The organism is Methanosarcina flavescens, from assembly GCF_001304615.2.
GTDB lineage: Archaea > Halobacteriota > Methanosarcinia > Methanosarcinales > Methanosarcinaceae > Methanosarcina > Methanosarcina flavescens.
In genome coordinates this window covers 722,111-738,939 of record NZ_CP032683.1, presented here as the reverse complement: position 1 = coordinate 738,939, position 16,829 = coordinate 722,111, and the positions used below count along the sequence as shown (strand labels likewise).

Here is a 16,829-nt window from a genome sequence, read left to right as displayed (position 1 = left end):
CAACCTGTAAGCTGAAATCCTCCTTTCTTACCGAAAAGCATATTTTTTTCACATAAAATCCCAAAAAAGAGAAAATAAGAGAAAGATAAGTTTAACCCTTTTTCCCTTTCTAAAATAAAGTCTTCAAATTAAATTTTTATGATTAACTTTATATGGGCATACATCTACCCTCTTTTGGTAAAAGGAAGTCTCTGCTGGACTAAATTTTTTAAAAAGGCGTAGAGGGGCGTTTTATGGTAATAAATGACTACAGCGAACTCATTCGGGGAGACAGGGTGCGGGCTAATACGCCTCCTGAAATTAACCAGGCAATCGATACTGAAATAGCTGCATCAGTCCGATTCTATGCGAGCAAAACCAATTATGAGATAACCAAAAGAATAAATGAGCTGGATCTTGAATGGGATATCGAGCGATATCTTGAGGCTAATGCAGCTATATTTACTGCAATCGGATCCTCAATGGGTTTAAAAAAAAGCAGGGTCTGGTTTATTCTGCCACTAACAGTCTCCATTTTCCTGCTTCAACATGCAGTACAGGGCTGGTGCCCTCCAGTGTCCGTGTTCCGGCGGCTTGGTATACGTACAAGACGGGAAATCGAGGTGGAAAAATACGCGCTTAAAGCTTTGCGTGGGGATTTTGACGAAGATTCAGATCAGGAAAGCAACATAAATCGTGCAAAAGAGGCTGTAATTGAGATTAGAAGTGTTTAATATCTTCAATACATCTATAGGTCAATAAAATTGCTCTTACTTAATTGTAGTATTAGTACTTGGGTTTAATTCATTAAAAACACCTTGATATAAGTGTAATCAAAAAATTCATTAAAAATACCTTGATATAAGTGTAATCAAAAAATTCATTAAAAATACCTTGATATAAATGTAGTCAAAATGACTGACATCTCTTTTTTATAAGTTTGGCTCATGAGACCTTTAGCTTTCTCTGAAATCGTTAATCTGAACTTTCTTATATATTTCTTTTGGGATTTTGCCCTGCTTTTTCTGTTAAGCCTGAGCTCTTCTCTCAGCCTCCTGATCTCTATATCCTGTAGTATTCCGAATCTTTCCTCTTCGAATTTTATTCTTAGATATTATTAAATAATACAGACCATAATTTCATTCTGCCGAACGATATTTATTTTTTCAAACTTAAGGGGGAGTTAGAACGTCAGAAACAGGAATAGGTAATCTTGATAAAAGTATTGATCTGACCAATGTATGGATAAGGGACATTCTGAGCCAGTTGAGGTGGCAAAGCAAGGAAAGTGGATACCAGGCACTCAGGGGCACGCTGCACGCACTCAGGGATAGGCTTCCACCAGAAGAAGCGGTCGATCTCGCAGCACAGTTGCCCCTTATAGTTAAAGGGATGTATTATGATGGCTGGACTCTCAGGGATAAGCCTGAGAAACTCAAAAAAGAGGAATTTGCAAGGAGGGTGCACGCGCAGTTTGAGTTCGATGATAATATAAATCCAGCTGAAGTTATTCGGGCTGTCCTGCAGGTAATGTACAACCATATGGGCGAAGGGGAGCTTCGGGACGTCAGATCCAATATGCCGAAAGAAATCCAGGAATGGTTCCCTGAGGAGGTCGCCCCAAAGGGATAAAAAACGTGCTCTTACATGGAAATTTTTTTCGGGAACCCTTTTAATCCTGTTGTCCATCTGGGTTTCTCTTCTTTCTCTTTCTTGCAGAGATGTCTTTTCTCCATTTCCTTCGAAACTTTCTCCCGCTGTTTCTTTCTCAAAAGAATTATATCATATAAATCCTAACTATGTTAATCTCTCCAATGTTACAAATCCAAATAATTGTGTTAAGCCCATATAAAATTTGAGGTTTTAAAAATGACAGAAAGAATTGGAATTCTGGCCATAGGCCACGGGAGCAAGCTGCCTTACAACAAGGAAGTAGTCACTCAGATCGCAGATTACATTGCACAGAAGCACACTAATGTCGTTGTACGAACCGGCTTTATGGAGAATAGTGAACCAACACTTGAGGAAGCAATTGAAGGCTTTTCAGGTACCGGGGTTACAAAAGTTGCAGCAGTACCGGTTTTCCTGGCTTCGGGAGTTCATATAACAAAAGATATCCCTGAAATCCTGAGCCTGGATGAAAATGGCTGCGGTACCCTGGAAATCGACGGAAAGACAATTCCTCTGTGTTATGCAAAGCCTCTCGGGGCTGATGAGCTTATTGCTGACCTTGTGTTCAAAAGGGCTCAGGAAGCCCTTTAATATTCCTATATGGGGTCCGGTTTTTCATGGGCCTTCATCGGAGGAAGCTCGCCGTGCTCGACCTGACTCACGGCGGCATTCCAATTGCTAAAAGTCTCGCAGCCGCTGGAAACGAAGTAACCGGCATAGATGTTTACGGGACAGTTGAACCTGGTACTTTGCTCGAGCTTGAGGAAAAGCACGGGATATGCTGCTCAAAAATTCCTTTTCCCTCTGCCAAATTCGATCTTTTGGTCGCGCCCGTACATCTGGATTCTGCCTATCCCATGCTCGTAGAAGCCAGATCACAGGGAAAAATTGTCCTTTCGCATCACCAGATCGTCGGAGAAATCCTCAAAGGTGATTCAAGACTCTCAGGCATAAAAACGGTTGAAGTTACAGGCGTAAAAGCAAAAACAAGCACAGCATCCCTCCTTGCTGATATGCTCTCCAGGCGGTTTGAAGTAGTGCTGCATACCTCACGGGGGCTCGAATACTGGAAAGCAGGGTCTTCTTCCCTTATCCATAGAGGTCTCAGCATAACTCCCGGAAGCATTCTAGTTGCAGTTGAGAAAGTTTTTGAATCAGGTTTAATGCCGGATTTTTTTATCTTCGAAATCTCGATAGGGGGTACAGGCACTGCTGATTTTGGGATCCTTACAACCCTTTCGCCAGACTATGGGATTGCAAACAATACCGCTCTTGCAAGCGAGGCAAAACTCCAGCTCGTAAGGCACGCAAAGCCCGAAAGTGTTCTTCTAATTAACTCTAGAGCTGAAAATGCACTCAAAGCTGCAAAAAAAAGCCAGGCAAAGGTTTTAACTTTTAAAGATCCCTTCATTGTTGAGCCTCCTCAAATCCCGGATCAGACAGCCGACTTCGTGCTGGAATCCGAATGCAGACCTGCACCATCATCAATTTCAAAGTTCTCAACATCTTCCGAATTATCAGGCTCTTTCATTCGCTTTATGCACAGGGGAAAAGAAATTTTTTCAGTTTCCCCGCGTCCAGGGTATAACTTCTTGGCTTACAGGACTGCCTTTGTTGCGGCATCAGCAGCCGCCCTCGAACTTGGAATTGGACATGAGGCTATTACTTCGGTAATTGAGAAGTTCGGAGGACTTTCAGGCAGGATGCAAGAAAAGGTAATGAATGGCATTTGCCTTATAGACAATTCCAATTCAGGCATGGATATCCTCTCGGCCGAAAAAGCCCTTGAATATGCTCTCCTAAAAAAGAAGGACGAAAGAAAGGGAAGTATAATCCTTGTGTTGGGAGAAGAAGCCTCTCAGGTTTGTGAAGGACTGCCCCCCGAATCCGTGCAGCGTTTTGTAAAAAAATTCGGTATAAAATGCAGCCAGGTTATTCTAGTAGGGGAACGGATGAGAATTATAAGTGGGAAAAACGTATCTTACGCAGGGAATCTTCATGAGGGACTCTTAAAAGCCTCAAAATTTGCAGGAGGGGAAGATATAATACTCTCTTCAGTAAAATGCTTTCGCTAAACTTCTTTCCGGAGTTGTTTCCAGAATTATTATGATACAATTTTATACAGGCTCTTCCAATCTGTATCCGTTTCCATTAATTGTTTAAATTCCACTGCTCGTGTTTCCTGCACTATCCTGCGGTACAGCCAGTTACCCGAGTTTTCCGGGATACAGGAATTCTGAAGGAAACACATTATCATCCCGATAATTATCTCGATTAGCTGAATAAGAGGACTTATCATGACTGGAAAAGAGATTTCAATCATCCATCCCCGCCCCAGTTCCATAGTTGCGGCTCTTTACACTCTCAGAGACTTAAATGTTGATGTCGCTATTCTGCATGGACCTCCTGGTTGCTCATTTAAACATGCAAGATTGCTCGAAGAAGACGGCATACATGTAGTTACCACTGCTCTTGATGAAAATGGCTTTGTTTTCGGAGGTCACGACCGACTTGTAGAATTGATAAACAAATCTGTGGAACTTTTTAATCCCAGGGTTATAGGGGTTGTAGGCACCTGCGCCAGCATGATTATTGGGGAAGAAATGCATGAAGCCGTGCTTGAGGCTAATCCGGATGTCCCTGTAATCGAAGTTGAGGTGCATGCAGGCTACCACAATAACACAAAAGGAGTACTCTTTGCTCTGGAATCCGCACTCGATGCCGGGATTATCGACCATAAAGAATTCGAGCGCCAGGAATTCCTCCTTGCAAAAGCTACAGACGTGGAAAAGAGGTTTGGGGCTGCAAGCAGGGAATACCTTGCCCCCTCCCGCGGGGATGTCAAATATAAGGTTGCAAAGCGTGTAATTGAACTACTCAAAGAAGATAAGAAGGGCCTGGTCATCATGAATGCTAAAAAAGAGACCGGCTACATGTTTGCGGACATCACCCTTGCGGTCAATGAGGTTGCAGCAGTTCTTGGGAAAAAAGAAAACCTTATCAATATGGCAAATATCGACCCGAAACTCGGGCTTCCCAGGGTAAGGCAGCATGCCGAATATATATTGAGAGACTTCAACGCACATAACGTTGAGGTTCATGAAATTATTGGCGGTATGGACGAGTACCCGGTTGCAGGGGAAAGGGTCAGCGAATTGATACAGGAAAAATACAGCGATTTCGATTTTGCGGTAATTACGGGCGTTCCGCACGCAATCCCTATGGAACATATAAGAGGTATGGAGCTGATTTCGATCACTAACGGACCGAGACAGGTGTTGCCCTTAAAAGAAATGGGGCACGAATATGTACTGGTTGAAATCGACCTTCACCCTAAAACACTCGGAGTCAGTGAGATCGTGGAATCAGAGTTTGGGGCTACCTTAAGGGAAGTTGCAAAGGAAGTCTGAGCAAGAAAAACCAGAATAACATCAGGAGGAAGATCCTTTGAAAAAACAAAAGATTATAGCGATCTACGGAAAGGGCGGAATAGGCAAATCGAGTACGGCTTCAAACGTTGCTGCCGCCTGTGCCGAGGCAGGAAAGAAAGTAATGATCATAGGCTGCGATCCTAAAAGTGACTCATCAATCACCCTGCTTGGAGGCAGGAGAATTCCAACCATTCTCGACCTCCTGCGCGAAGGTGTGGATGTAAAAGAAGAAGATGTGGTTTTTGAAGGATATGCAGGAGTCAAATGTGTGGAAGCGGGCGGCCCTGAACCTGGCATAGGGTGTGCAGGTCGGGGAATTATTGTTGCCATCCAGAAATTGAAAAGCATCTCAGGAGATCTCCTGAAAGAGCAGGACCTCATAATTTATGATGTGCCCGGAGACATTGTCTGCGGCGGCTTTGTTGCCCCTGTTAGGAAAGGATTCGTAAATGAGGCTTATGTCCTGACCTCGGGCGAGTATATGCCCCTTTATGCAGCAAATAACATCTGCAAGGGTCTTTCCAAAATAGGAATGCCGCTTAGCGGGGTAATCTGCAATTCCAGAAACGTAAGCAGGGAAGAGGAAATTGTTGCGAAATTCGCTGAGGAGATCGGCAGTCAGCTTATGGCTTTTATCCCGAAACGACAGGAAGTCCAGGACTGTGAAAGGGAAGGTTATTCTGTAATGGAAAAAGCACCCGAATCCGATATTGCAAATACTTACCGCAAGCTTGGAAAAGCAATCCTTGAAAACGAAAAAAGAGTTACATCAAATTCCTTGAGTGACGAGCGGTTGAGGGAACTGACTAAGTGAACTGGAGCACAGATTAATTTACGACTTAAGCTGCAATAACAATAGACTGTAACATATATTTACCGTATAACGCTACGCAAAACAAATCAGGGGTATAAAAATGCTTAGTGACAGCCAACCCGTAGCAGGGAATATTCCCAGGATTCTCATCTCTGCAGATCGTTCCTCTTCAGGCAAAACCACAATCTCAATGGGACTGATGGCTGCCCTTGTTTCAAGAGGATATAAAGTCCAGCCCTTCAAGGTCGCTCTGGATTACATCGATCCGAGCTACCACACTGAAATAACAGGAAGGTTCTGCAGAAACCTTGACGGTTACCTTATGGATGAGAATGGCATTCTGGATGTTTATACCCATGCCTGTGAGGCCGGAGACAGGGCTGATATTGCGATTATTGAAGGGGTTCGAGGGCTTTACGAAGGTTTTGAGAGCTTGAGCGACCTTGGAAGCACTGCCCAGATTGCGAAAATCCTCAAATGTCCTGTAATTCTCGTAATTAATGCCCGGAGCATTACCCGTTCAAGTGCTGCTCTTGTCAATGGATATAAGAACTTCGACCCTGATGTGGAAATTGCAGGCGTTATCCTCAATAACATAGGAAGCCGCCGCCATGCCGAGAAAGCTAGAGAGGCAATCGAGTATTATACAGGTGTTCCAATTATAGGGATCGTTCCGAGAGATCCTTCCATGCAAATTTCCATGCGCCACCTGGGGCTTATACCGGCTCCTGAAGGCCGAAAACGGTTTGGAGATGAAAGCTTTGGTGCACGCCTTCATGGTATTGAGGAAATCATCAATACAGGAATTGACGTGGACCGCTTCCTGGAAATCGCAAAAAGTGCAAAACCCCTGAAAAGCCCTGAGAATAGCGCTTTTACACCGGTTCCCAATTCTGGAGTATCCAGGCCAAAAATAGGCGTTGCCCTCGATGAAGCTTTCAACTTTTACTATCGTGATAACCTTGATCTTTTAGAACTTGCAGGTGCAGAAATCGTTTACTTTAGCCCTGTCAAAGACACCTCGCTTCCTGAGATTGACGGGCTCTATATTGGGGGCGGTTATCCCGAACTCTTTGCAGCCGAACTTGAAGCTAATGAGTCCATGCGCCAGGACATCAAAAGAGCTTCTGCTGCAGGAATGCCAATTTATGCCGAGTGCGGGGGGCTTATGTACCTTACGGAGAAAATCAGTACAGGTGTCCCCGGAGAAGGCACATATCACGATGCTTCAATGCCGGAATCCACATACTCAATGGTCGGGGCGCTTCCAGGGCATACTATCATGGGGCAAACAAGAGTTGTCAGTTATAACATCGGAACCCTTAGTAAGGACTGTATTCTCGGGAGAAAAGGCAACAGCTTCAAGGGGCACGAATTCCATCATTCTGAAATAGTGGAAATTCCTGAGGATGCCGAATTTGCAATAACCCTGTCGAGGGGGACAGGCATAAAAAACTACAGGGACGGGCTTATTTCTGGAAATACACTTGGCTCCTATGCTCATCTGCATGGAGTTGCGTACAGGGATCTTGCAGACTCACTTGTGGAGGCTGCAAGGAAGTTTCGGGAATCCAGAGCTCTTTCGTAATGTGAACAGGCATTTCTGTTAACGCGTACAGGTTTCCTTAAAGCGTACGAACTTTCTCGTAATCAGTGAAAATATTCAAATGAAGTGTGCCTGTAAACAGCTAATCCATATGAAACCGCTGGACTTCAGGCTTAAATCTTGAAGGTCTGAACCTTTGCAGGTCGAAAAAGCAATATTATATTAAATCAGATTATAACAGGTTAGATTACAATAAACTGGATTACAATTAATCATTTTATGAGAATCCAGATCAGGATAAAATACGCTATAGTAAATTAGATTATAGCAGGAAAGACTATAGCAGGTTAGACTACAGCAAGCTAGCCTGTTGAAGAAACTTATTTTCATTTCATTTTCTTTTCAGGTGAATCTATTGAAAACACAACTTAAAGGAGACCGGGTCCTTGCCGGAAAGGAAGCGGTAACCGAGCTTTACAAAACTGGTTATTTCGGACGCCCCAAAGGTGGTGGGCTCGAACTCTCACTTGTAGAAGCTGCTTTCCTTCTGTCCAGAGGAAAGCTGGAAATCGAACTTGAAGGTACATTGCTTGATTTCAAAACCTTTTTCGAACAGGCTTCTTTAAGGCAGCCAAATTTTGAGCTGAAGTATATCGTTTATAAGGATCTCAAAGAGAGGGGGTATTACGTCCAGCCGTCAGCTGCGGATTTCCGGGTGTATCCAAGAGGTAGCCATCCGGGCAAGAGTGCGGCAAAAATCTTTGTCCACGTCCAATCGGAAAGACAACTCCTTCCTGTGAAACTTCTACAGGACTCGGTCGCCTCGGCAGAGAATGTACACAAGCAATTTATCCTGGCTGTAGTGGATGAGGAAAGTGATCTTACATTCTATGAGGTTAAGACCACAATCCCTGAAGGAGAGATGTCTGAGCCGTATCCTGCGGTCAAAACCGATGCTACTTTCCTGGAAGACAGAGTAATAGTCTGGGATGCCCGGATTTCGGAGATTCTCTATTCAAAGGGCTTCTACGGGAAAATGCTGGATTCTGAAAGGTTGCAGCTCTCCCTGGTAGAGTCCCTTTATCTCTTTTCCAGAGGCGTGATAACGGTTCGGGACAGGAAAGGTAAAGTGTTTTCATTCGATGAGTTTACTGAGAAAGCATCGGAGATTGAGAGTTCTTTCCTGAGAAAGTACAGTGCATATAAGCACCTCAGGGACTCGGGGCACGTGGTCAAAACCGGATTTAAATTCGGGACGAATTTCAGGGTATACCGAAAAGTCGAATCAATAGAAAAAATCCCACATTCCGAATACCTTGTAAATGCCATCCCTGCAGATTTCGAGTTCAAGCTTCCTGTTATGTCGGGAGCGGTCAGGCTTGCAAACAGTGTGAGGAAGATAATGCTTTTTGCGGTCGAGAAAGGAGAGGAAGTTGAATATCTGGATATCAGCCGAACGAAAATGTGATGCTCTAAATCAATGCTCTAGATCAGTGTTCTAACTAATATTCCAGAGTATTCTCTCTATTATTAACATCGCTTAGAATCTCATAAAAACCAAATCTTCAGCCGAGGGTGAAGTATAAATGTGGGACATAATTGCGGTAGATATTTCTGGCAGGCACAGGATTAAAGGAGGTTATTACATGGTATGTGCAGCAGCGGCGCTTACGGTCTCGGCCAACTATATTGAGAAGGTTAAGCAGGTCAAAATCCTGCCCCTCTGGCTAAAAAGAGCTCCAAGTTTGCTGGATGTCGTGCAGCTAATTGAAGATACTGCTGACCAACTTTCTTTCGAGGGCACGATTGTGGCAGAAAAGGGGGACATGTACAATAAACCCAGATGGGTGACCGAGAGTATGTTTTCCAGGGCTTTCAAGTATCAGGAATCAATTGCCGAGAGGCGGTCGATAGAACTCGTGCATCATATTTCCCTGAGCGCCCGCAATCTATTGATAAAAGAACTTCAAATCGAGGCATGAAAATTTCAGCAGAACAGAATCCCGGTAACGGAAACAGGGTAATTCTAGTTAAAAGAACCGTTCCCAATTCCGACTCTGAACGTGAGGAATACCTCTTCCAGGAACTCAGAGAACTTGCAAAAGCAGCAGGTTACCTGCCGGTTGGTGAGCTTAAGCAGACCAGGTATCCTGATTCAAGGCATCAGCTAGGCAGGGGGAAAATCGAAGAACTTGCTGAACTTGTGAGAAGTGTTGGTGCAGATAAAGTAATTTTCTATAACAGACTTTCCACGACACAGCTCTTCAATATCTCGGAAATCTGTAGATGCCAGGTTATAGATAAGTTCCAGCTCATCCTTGAGATTTTTGCAAAGAGGGCAACCACCCACCGTTCAAAACTCCAGGTAGAACTGGCAAGACTGAGATACGAGGTGCCCAGGGCAAGAGCCGTTGTTTCTCTCGCTAAGAAAGAGGAGAGAGCAGGATTTATGGGACTTGGAGATTACGAGGATTCTTATGAACAGGACCTGAAGAAGAGGATTGCAAGGATTGAGAGTGAACTTGAATCGGCAGAAAAAGATGATGAGTCTCTGCGGGCTTTAAGGCACAAGAAGGGATTTTCTTTAATTTCCCTTGCAGGATATACAAATGCTGGAAAAAGCACGCTTTTCAACGCTATTGTTAGTGAAAGTGTCGATGTGAAGAATATGCTTTTTACAACGCTTGTGCCTACCACCCGAGCTCTGGATCTTGGAGGACGAAAAGCTCTTTTAACCGATACCGTGGGATTTATTGAGGATCTTCCTCACTGGCTGGTTGATGCTTTCAAATCTACCCTCAACGAGATTTTTCTATCGGATCTTATACTCCTGGTCGTGGATGTAAGCGAAAAACCTGAGATGATTCTGCAAAAGCTCACCACATCTCATGACACTCTCTGGGACCGGATTCAGGGAGTTCCTATTATAACTGTGCTTAACAAGGTCGATCTTGTTGACGAATCCAGACTTGATAGTATTATGGAGCAGATAGGCTATATGGCTCCTAACCCTGTTTTCGTTTCTGCAAAAAAAGGCATCGGTATGGCTGTACTAAAAGCGGGGATAGTCAAGCATCTGCCTCCCTGGTGTTTTTGCTCCCTTTCCCTTCCGAATTCGGAAGAAGGAATGTCGATTCTTTCCTGGCTATATGATGAAGGAATTGTACACAGGGTTGAGTTTGGAGAACGAATCCATGTGGATTATGAAGCCAGGACTGAGATAATTAACAAAGCTCATGCCCTCCTCGGACCGAAGGAAGCTTAAAATATCGTTTTGATCAAACTTTTTCTGCAAATGTTTTCGCTCAAGCCTTTTTTGAAAAGGCTTGTGATCAAACTTTTTTCAAGAAGCTAGTTATAATATATTTACAACCACTTTATATACTCCATATTTTACTATTAAAAATTATTTTTGAACTTAGTTATAATCTTGGAGATGTTATTTAAGTATTTCCTTTGTTGAGGTTTTTTAAAAAGTTTATACCAGCATAATCTTCAGACCTTCCACAAGAATATAAAAGTATTCTAAATTTATAAAATTCTTTGGAATATTAATAAATACATTTCTGATATGTTTTTCTTAGGGAATTTTTTTTGCATAGGTGGAATAATGTTCGTATAAGCACGAAAGATATTTATATTCAAAAGTCGTTTGTATACATGCGAACGGGCGTCTACTGAAGACATCAGACCCTCCTTATATCCTAAACTATACCCTTAGAACCAGATTTTTGCTATGTTTCTGCCCGTTCGTAATTCCTCCTTGTTTTATCTTTATTTTTAAGACTTTATTTGTTCGTATCGAAACGAAGGTTTATTAAGTCTCTATGTAATTATTTGTCAAGTCTCTATGTAATTATAATTGTTTTTTCTTCTTCAATTTTACTTCCGTTTTCAAAATTTATATAAATTCATTTCTCATTCTCCTGTTAGCATGAAATTCGATCTGCACGTACATTCCGAGTACTCAAAGGATAGCAAATCGAGCCATGACGCCATTCTTGAGTCTGCGCGCAAAAAAGGACTTGATGGGTTTGCTATCTGTGATCATGATACTGTGGAAGGCGGGCTTGCCTGTGAAAAACGAGCCCTGGAACTTGGCTTTGAGCTTACGGTCATTCCCGGAGTCGAGGTTACCTGTTCTAAAGGGCATATCCTGGTGCTAGGAGTCAAACAGAACATCAAGCCTTTCCTTAGCCCGGAAGAAACGATCACAAGAGCTCGGAAACTTGGAGGCACGGTTATTATCCCCCATCCCTTTAAGCGAAGTTCCCACGGAATAGGAAGCTTCGAAGGGCTTGATATTGATGCAGTTGAGGTTTTCAATTCCCGCTGCCTTTTCAATAACGCCAACAGGAAAGCTGCAATCGAGGCAAAGAGGCTCGGAATTCCCGGCGTTGCAGGAAGCGATTCCCACATTCCCGAAATGGTCGGTCAGGCCTATACCGAGATCGACGCGCCTGAAAACACCATTACCGCCGTGCTTGCAGCCATCCGGGAAGGAAAGGTAGCTCCTGCGGGGAAAAATACGCCCAAATCAATTATTCTTAAACAGATGTCAGGCAGTGCAAGGCGAAAAATCAAGAGAAAACTGTTTCGTAAAACCTAAAACTTTAAAATGAAACTAACATGGTTTGAGATTTGCAGGATTGTAGATATTGGTTTCTCGAAAGAAAAGGACTTATCGCTTACGGTCGTATCCTTTCTATAAGCTCAAAAATACAAGCTCAAAACCTGTTAAACCGAATACTTAGCTGTGAGGGATAAACAATGGCAGAAACAACCGATCAGAACAAGCCCATAATCTGGAAAGAACTCGTACTGGGGTTCGCCGTGGTTGAATCGTGTATATATCACTCGATACGTACAATACCTATTGTGACTGCGAGCAGTGCCGAAGAAGTGCTTTTTACGGACAACCTCACCAGGCTTACGAAACTGGATAGCGACGAGACTGTAAAAGGTGTTCTTCCGGTTCCGTTCCCAACCTATGAGGTAACCGGAGCCATGCCGGCAGAAGGCAAGGAATTTAGCGAGGTGCTGCTTTTAGGGTACGAGTATCCCGGAGTAGAGTCTCCGGATTGGATAGAAGTTCTTAAAAGAGAGGTCGCAAATCCGAGAAGATGCGTGTAAATTAGCCTGTAAAATATTCGCTTTTACTATTAATAATCAAAACAATAGTACAAGTAAGAGTCCTTAAAGATCAAAAAAGAGGATCCAATTTAAAACTTTTTTCATACTCATTATTTCGATAAGGTGTATATTTCGTGATACGTAGAAAAGAAGATGGTACTTTTGATAAAGGAACTAAATGTGGGAGTCGCTTCAAAAAAGACTGTATCCCTTGGAATAAGGGACTAAAAAAAATCCATTTAAGCCCCAAAACAGAATTCAAAGAAGACCAGTATGTAGGTGAGAATCACCCAAGTTGGAAAGGTGGTGTGCAGATCAATAAAAATGATTGTGCCTACGTATGGGTGGAAAAAAATAAACGGGTACGTAGAGCACGAAAGGTTTATGAGGATACATATGGTGAAATTCCTAGAGGATATATAATTTATCATATCGACGGAAATAATCTCAATGATGACCCACAAAACCTGGAAGCAATAAGTAGAGCTGAATTGGTTAAGAGAAATACTTCAAAGAGGTCAAAAGGAAGGTAACTAAAAAAGCGATAGGATAGAGTTCAATACTCCATCCTTGATTTGAAGAAATTTTCTGTATCCTTGTCCATGAAATAAACGTAGCAACCTTTCATTCCTCTTGACAACAGAACTCTATAGGTATTCTTTACGAGATCGGTAAACTGATCATTTGATCTTTTAACTACAGTATCTTCAGAATACTCTGGATGACCTTCCCATCTCTGAATATCAAAATTGTATACTAAATCCTTTCCAAAAATCACGCCAACATAATCAAACTCAAATCCCTGTATGGTGTACACACAGCCAACTTGGTTTATGCCGTTTGGATCGTAAGCCCAAAGAGGGGCTTTTGGAATATGTTTTGCAAGTTTCTTAGCATCTTGCTTCGCATTCCACGGTCTTTTAAAATCCCCTATAACAACATCGTTTAATAGTTTTCCATCTCTATTCGGTTGAGACCAAGGCCAACAAAATCCAGCAGTCAATCTTCCAGTAAATCCTTCCTTAATCTTTTCAATAATAGAAGCTTCAAGTTCTTCCGGGCTGCTCATTATCTGAAAATCAAATTCTTCCTTCTGAGTCCATATAACATTAGCAGTTTTTTGGATTCCCAAGGTATTATTGACCCAGTTCACAAATCCATCCGAGCCATTACACCTGAATTGAGCTTCTAACTCATACTCGAAAACCTGGCAGTTATTTTCCTTTGCATATGCTTTAATATACTCGACAGAACCTATCTCATCAGGTCTTACAACCTGATCATCATCAATAAATAATACTAAAACCTTTGCCACATTGATTAATTCTTCAATTTGGGGTATTTTGGACTTTCTCTCAAGGGGAGTAAAACGGTTGTTACTTGTTTTTCTTATTCTATGCGCCTCGTCAGCAATTAGCACATCAACCGAATTTTCTTCTTCATTCATGTAACTATTAAAATACTTAAATTGGGCAGAACCACGCGTCCCAACTATTTTCCTTAAAGTTTCGGTAAATGCTCGAGAACCAGTCGCATAATGAGCATTATAACCATCTAAAAGCAAACTAGACATCAAGTTGAGCGCAATAACAGACTTACCAGTTCCCGGTCCTCCTTTTACAATAATTACATTTTTCTGATTGTCAAAGAAGCCGTTTTTTACACAAGAAAGTACTTTATCGAATACTACTAGCTGCTCATCAAGTAGAGTATACTCAGGTTTCCCTTTAATCAGATTTCCAACATGATCCATTAATTTCTTACTTGGTTTGTACTTTCCACTCTCTATTTTCTCAAGGACTTCTAATCCATTTCCATTTTCCAATTTATCTAGTAAAAAACCCTTAAGTCCATCTGTATTATCGACTGTGAACAAAGGATAGTCTCTGATTATCTCTGAGAACTTATCTGAAAAAACAGCATCTTCAGGATCGTAATTGTAGTTGTGAAGGAACGTGCAAGCGTTCAGAAAAACAGGGCTTTCACCATCATAAAAAGCTGTTTGAGTATCCTGCAGATACAGTGGACTACATCTCGAAAACAAGAAGCTTGTAGCTTGCTTGAAAGGCTTAAAAATAAAACAGAGACCGAATAGAGGTAGATGGGCGGGTGAAACAAGTCCCGCCCTGGCTTGAGGTGACAGGTTGAAACAATTAGACCTGTCCCTTACGAAGATACCAGCCGATTGGTTCTTCAAGATATTATCAGTTTCCAAACTATTTAAAATTTATTCTAATGATTACTTAGTATTCTTCACGTTAACATTGAAATTTGCTTCTCTAACTCCCATATTTTAAGTGACCAATCGAGCTTCAAATCGTGAAGGCAATCCAGAATAGTTTGATAATTGAGAATAAAAATAACTTTTAGAATAGCTCAGTAAGTCTTTTGAACTTGTATATTTGATTCTTATGTCATATTTATGTCGATTCGCCTCTTTTCCAGCGTGAAGTTGCTAACTTCTTTATTTAGTTAGAGGCTGTTTTCTGTCTAAATGAGTTAACTACTAATATAGAAAGCCTTATAGGGTAAAAATTAGAGACTGATGGAAACATGGCCAGGGAAATAAGGATACTCCATACTGCTGACACGCATCTGGGATACAGGCAGTACCACAGCGAGGCCCGGAGAAAGGATTTTTTTGCAGCTTTCGAGCTTGTCGTAAACGATGCGGTTGAGATGCAGGTCGATGCCGTAGTGCATGCGGGAGACCTTTTTGATTCGAGGAACCCGACCCTTGAAGACCTCCTTGAGACAATGAATATCCTGGCACGGCTCAAGGCGGCTGACATACCTTTTCTAGGGATTGTCGGGAACCATGAGAACAAGCAGAATACCCAGTGGCTTGACCTCTTCGAGGAAATGGGGCTTGCGGTAAGGCTCAGGAAAAAACCGTTTATGGTAGGCAATGCAGCTATTTACGGGATTGACAGCGTCCCGAAATCAAAAATTCCCATATTCGATTATTCAGGCTTTGAGGCGCCGGACTCCAGCCTTTCTACCTTATCTAATCCTTCTACTCCAGAAGGAAACTTCTGGAAACTGCTTGTAATGCATCAGATCGTGAATCCTTTTCCATATGCAGAGTGGGACTGTGATGAGGTGCTTGAAAACCTGCCTTTCAAGGTTGATGCAATTCTTCTTGGCGATTACCATGAACATGCAATAATTAAAAACAAAACAGGCAAGACATGGATCACTTACTCCGGAAGCACAGAGCGGAACGCAGTTTCCGAAAAGGAAGCCCGTTCCTATAATATCATCACGCTTTCCGAAAAAGGACTTGAGATCAGCAGGCGCACGATCCCGACCAGGAATTTTCTTTCCATCCAGGTAGAGTTAAATGGGGAAGATAATCCATATGAGCAGATTTTCTCTAAAGTAAACGAGCATCTAGAAGAAATTCCGGATTCCGTGGTCTTTTTGGAAATTACCGGGGATTCTGGTCCAGTCCTGTCACAGAGCGAGCTTGAGGAATACCTGCTTAATAAAGGGGCTCTTGTGTCAAACGTTAAAGATTGGAGAACAAAAGAATCCTTCTCTGAGGAAGTCCTAAAGATCACCTTCTCCGATCCTGATCATGCAGTTGCAAGTGAAATCAAAAAAATGAGCTTAAACGACGGTGGGCTGATTATTGATGAAATTGTCCGGAGCCCGGATATCTCAAAGTCAAGAGTGGACGAAGAAGCCGAAAGTCGGCTTTCGAAGCTCATTGAGGCTAAGGCTGCGGAATTCAAAAGCCCTGATTTCAGAATAGAAGTGCCTGCCAGTCCTATCTACCCTGCCAGTTCAGCATCCGATTCTGGATTTCCGGGACTTGGAGAATTAAAACCCAGCGATGAGAGCGAGCCAGGTAAAAATTTTAGATCAGCTATGGAAATCGGTTTTTCTGGGAAAGCTGAATTTTCAGGAGAGACTGGACTTTCAGGGAAAACCAGGCCTCTCGGGGTAATTGCCGGAAAGCTTGAAATTACTGAACTATCAGGCGTTCTCAAGACTTCAGACCGAGATGAGAAACCTGAAAGTGAACTTCCTGATAATGAGCCTGGGAAAGAGGCTCAAAAGCCACCTGAGCTCGCGGTTAAAGGCAAATCTCAAGAGGAGACACCAGGCAAATCCGGGAAGCTGACTGAAGAAAAACCTGTAAGGGCTACGGGATTAACCAGAGAAGCAGGAAAGGCAGGGCAGAAAAAAGGAAAAGGCAAGTCTGCCGTACCACGACAGTATAACCTTGGTGATTACCTTTGAAGCTCAA

At 42.6% G+C, this 16,829-nt stretch carries 15 protein-coding genes; 14 read left to right on the top strand and 1 reads right to left on the bottom strand.

Going from position 1 to position 16,829, the window contains the following annotated elements; translation table 11 throughout:
- Positions 1-233 precede the first annotated feature (233 nt).
- From AOB57_RS03180 to AOB57_RS03120, 13 genes are all read left to right on the top strand, one after another.
- Positions 234-713: a DUF2892 domain-containing protein gene (locus AOB57_RS03180; protein ID WP_054298602.1), complete on the top strand. Its 480-nt coding sequence runs from the start codon at positions 234-236 to the stop codon at positions 711-713.
- Positions 714-1,182: 469 nt separating this feature from the next.
- Positions 1,183-1,611, top strand: coding sequence for a DUF2267 domain-containing protein (locus AOB57_RS03175; protein ID WP_082384197.1), 429 nt, complete (start codon positions 1,183-1,185; stop codon positions 1,609-1,611).
- Between the two features lie 237 nt (positions 1,612-1,848).
- Positions 1,849-2,241: a sirohydrochlorin nickelochelatase gene (gene cfbA / locus AOB57_RS03170; protein ID WP_054298600.1), complete on the top strand. Its 393-nt coding sequence runs from the start codon at positions 1,849-1,851 to the stop codon at positions 2,239-2,241.
- A 26-nt stretch (positions 2,242-2,267) separates the two neighbouring features.
- Positions 2,268-3,725 (top strand): coenzyme F430 synthase, encoded by a 1,458-nt coding sequence (gene cfbE, locus AOB57_RS03165; RefSeq protein WP_054298599.1) that lies wholly within the window; start codon positions 2,268-2,270, stop codon positions 3,723-3,725.
- Between the two features lie 222 nt (positions 3,726-3,947).
- Entirely contained in the window at positions 3,948-5,060 is a 1,113-nt protein-coding gene (gene cfbD / locus AOB57_RS03160) for a Ni-sirohydrochlorin a,c-diamide reductive cyclase catalytic subunit (RefSeq protein ID WP_054298597.1), read from the top strand.
- Positions 5,061-5,097: 37 nt separating this feature from the next.
- A complete protein-coding gene (gene cfbC, locus AOB57_RS03155) occupies positions 5,098-5,895 on the top strand; it encodes a Ni-sirohydrochlorin a,c-diamide reductive cyclase ATP-dependent reductase subunit (RefSeq protein WP_054298596.1) in 798 nt (265 codons plus the stop codon).
- A gap of 100 nt (positions 5,896-5,995) precedes the next feature.
- Entirely contained in the window at positions 5,996-7,483 is a 1,488-nt protein-coding gene (gene cfbB / locus AOB57_RS03150; RefSeq protein ID WP_054298595.1) for a Ni-sirohydrochlorin a,c-diamide synthase, read from the top strand.
- A 373-nt stretch (positions 7,484-7,856) separates the two neighbouring features.
- Entirely contained in the window at positions 7,857-8,909 is a 1,053-nt protein-coding gene (gene endA / locus AOB57_RS03145; protein WP_054298594.1) for a tRNA-intron lyase, read from the top strand.
- Positions 8,910-9,027: 118 nt separating this feature from the next.
- Positions 9,028-9,423, top strand: coding sequence for a DUF2209 domain-containing protein (locus AOB57_RS03140; RefSeq protein WP_054298593.1), 396 nt, complete (start codon positions 9,028-9,030; stop codon positions 9,421-9,423).
- Positions 9,420-10,706 (top strand): GTPase HflX, encoded by a 1,287-nt coding sequence (gene hflX, locus AOB57_RS03135; protein ID WP_054298592.1) that lies wholly within the window; start codon positions 9,420-9,422, stop codon positions 10,704-10,706. The genes AOB57_RS03140 and hflX overlap by 4 nt, the downstream gene beginning before the upstream one ends.
- Positions 10,707-11,375: 669 nt before the next feature.
- The gene (locus AOB57_RS03130; RefSeq protein WP_054298591.1) at positions 11,376-12,050 is read left to right on the top strand and encodes a PHP domain-containing protein; all 675 of its coding nucleotides are present in this window, start codon (positions 11,376-11,378) and stop codon (positions 12,048-12,050) included.
- A gap of 161 nt (positions 12,051-12,211) precedes the next feature.
- Positions 12,212-12,574 carry a hypothetical protein gene (locus AOB57_RS03125; protein ID WP_054298590.1) on the top strand — a complete coding sequence of 121 codons (363 nt, stop codon included), beginning with the start codon at positions 12,212-12,214 and terminating at the stop codon, positions 12,572-12,574.
- Positions 12,575-12,708: 134 nt separating this feature from the next.
- Positions 12,709-13,107, top strand: coding sequence for an HNH endonuclease signature motif containing protein (locus tag AOB57_RS03120; protein ID WP_054298589.1), 399 nt, complete (start codon positions 12,709-12,711; stop codon positions 13,105-13,107).
- Positions 13,108-13,130: 23 nt separating this feature from the next.
- Here AOB57_RS03120 and AOB57_RS03115 read toward each other — a convergent pair whose 3' ends face one another.
- A complete protein-coding gene (locus tag AOB57_RS03115; protein WP_226999619.1) occupies positions 13,131-14,771 on the bottom strand; it encodes a DUF2075 domain-containing protein in 1,641 nt (546 codons plus the stop codon).
- A 356-nt stretch (positions 14,772-15,127) separates the two neighbouring features.
- On the opposite strand from AOB57_RS03115, the gene AOB57_RS03110 reads away from it, so the two are divergent.
- The gene (locus AOB57_RS03110) at positions 15,128-16,822 is read left to right on the top strand and encodes a metallophosphoesterase family protein (protein ID WP_054298587.1); all 1,695 of its coding nucleotides are present in this window, start codon (positions 15,128-15,130) and stop codon (positions 16,820-16,822) included.
- Positions 16,823-16,829: the final 7 nt, after the last annotated feature.

Coding starts and splice junctions, on each gene's coding strand:
- AOB57_RS03180 (WP_054298602.1), top strand. CDS start 234: ATGGTAATAAATGACTACAGCGAACTCATTCGGGGAGACAGGGTGCGG.
- cfbA (WP_054298600.1), top strand. CDS start 1,849: ATGACAGAAAGAATTGGAATTCTGGCCATAGGCCACGGGAGCAAGCTG.
- cfbE (WP_054298599.1), top strand. CDS start 2,268: ATGGGCCTTCATCGGAGGAAGCTCGCCGTGCTCGACCTGACTCACGGC.
- cfbD (WP_054298597.1), top strand. CDS start 3,948: ATGACTGGAAAAGAGATTTCAATCATCCATCCCCGCCCCAGTTCCATA.
- cfbB (WP_054298595.1), top strand. CDS start 5,996: ATGCTTAGTGACAGCCAACCCGTAGCAGGGAATATTCCCAGGATTCTC.
- AOB57_RS03140 (WP_054298593.1), top strand. CDS start 9,028: ATGTGGGACATAATTGCGGTAGATATTTCTGGCAGGCACAGGATTAAA.
- hflX (WP_054298592.1), top strand. CDS start 9,420: ATGAAAATTTCAGCAGAACAGAATCCCGGTAACGGAAACAGGGTAATT.
- AOB57_RS03130 (WP_054298591.1), top strand. CDS start 11,376: ATGAAATTCGATCTGCACGTACATTCCGAGTACTCAAAGGATAGCAAA.
- AOB57_RS03125 (WP_054298590.1), top strand. CDS start 12,212: ATGGCAGAAACAACCGATCAGAACAAGCCCATAATCTGGAAAGAACTC.
- AOB57_RS03110 (WP_054298587.1), top strand. CDS start 15,128: ATGGCCAGGGAAATAAGGATACTCCATACTGCTGACACGCATCTGGGA.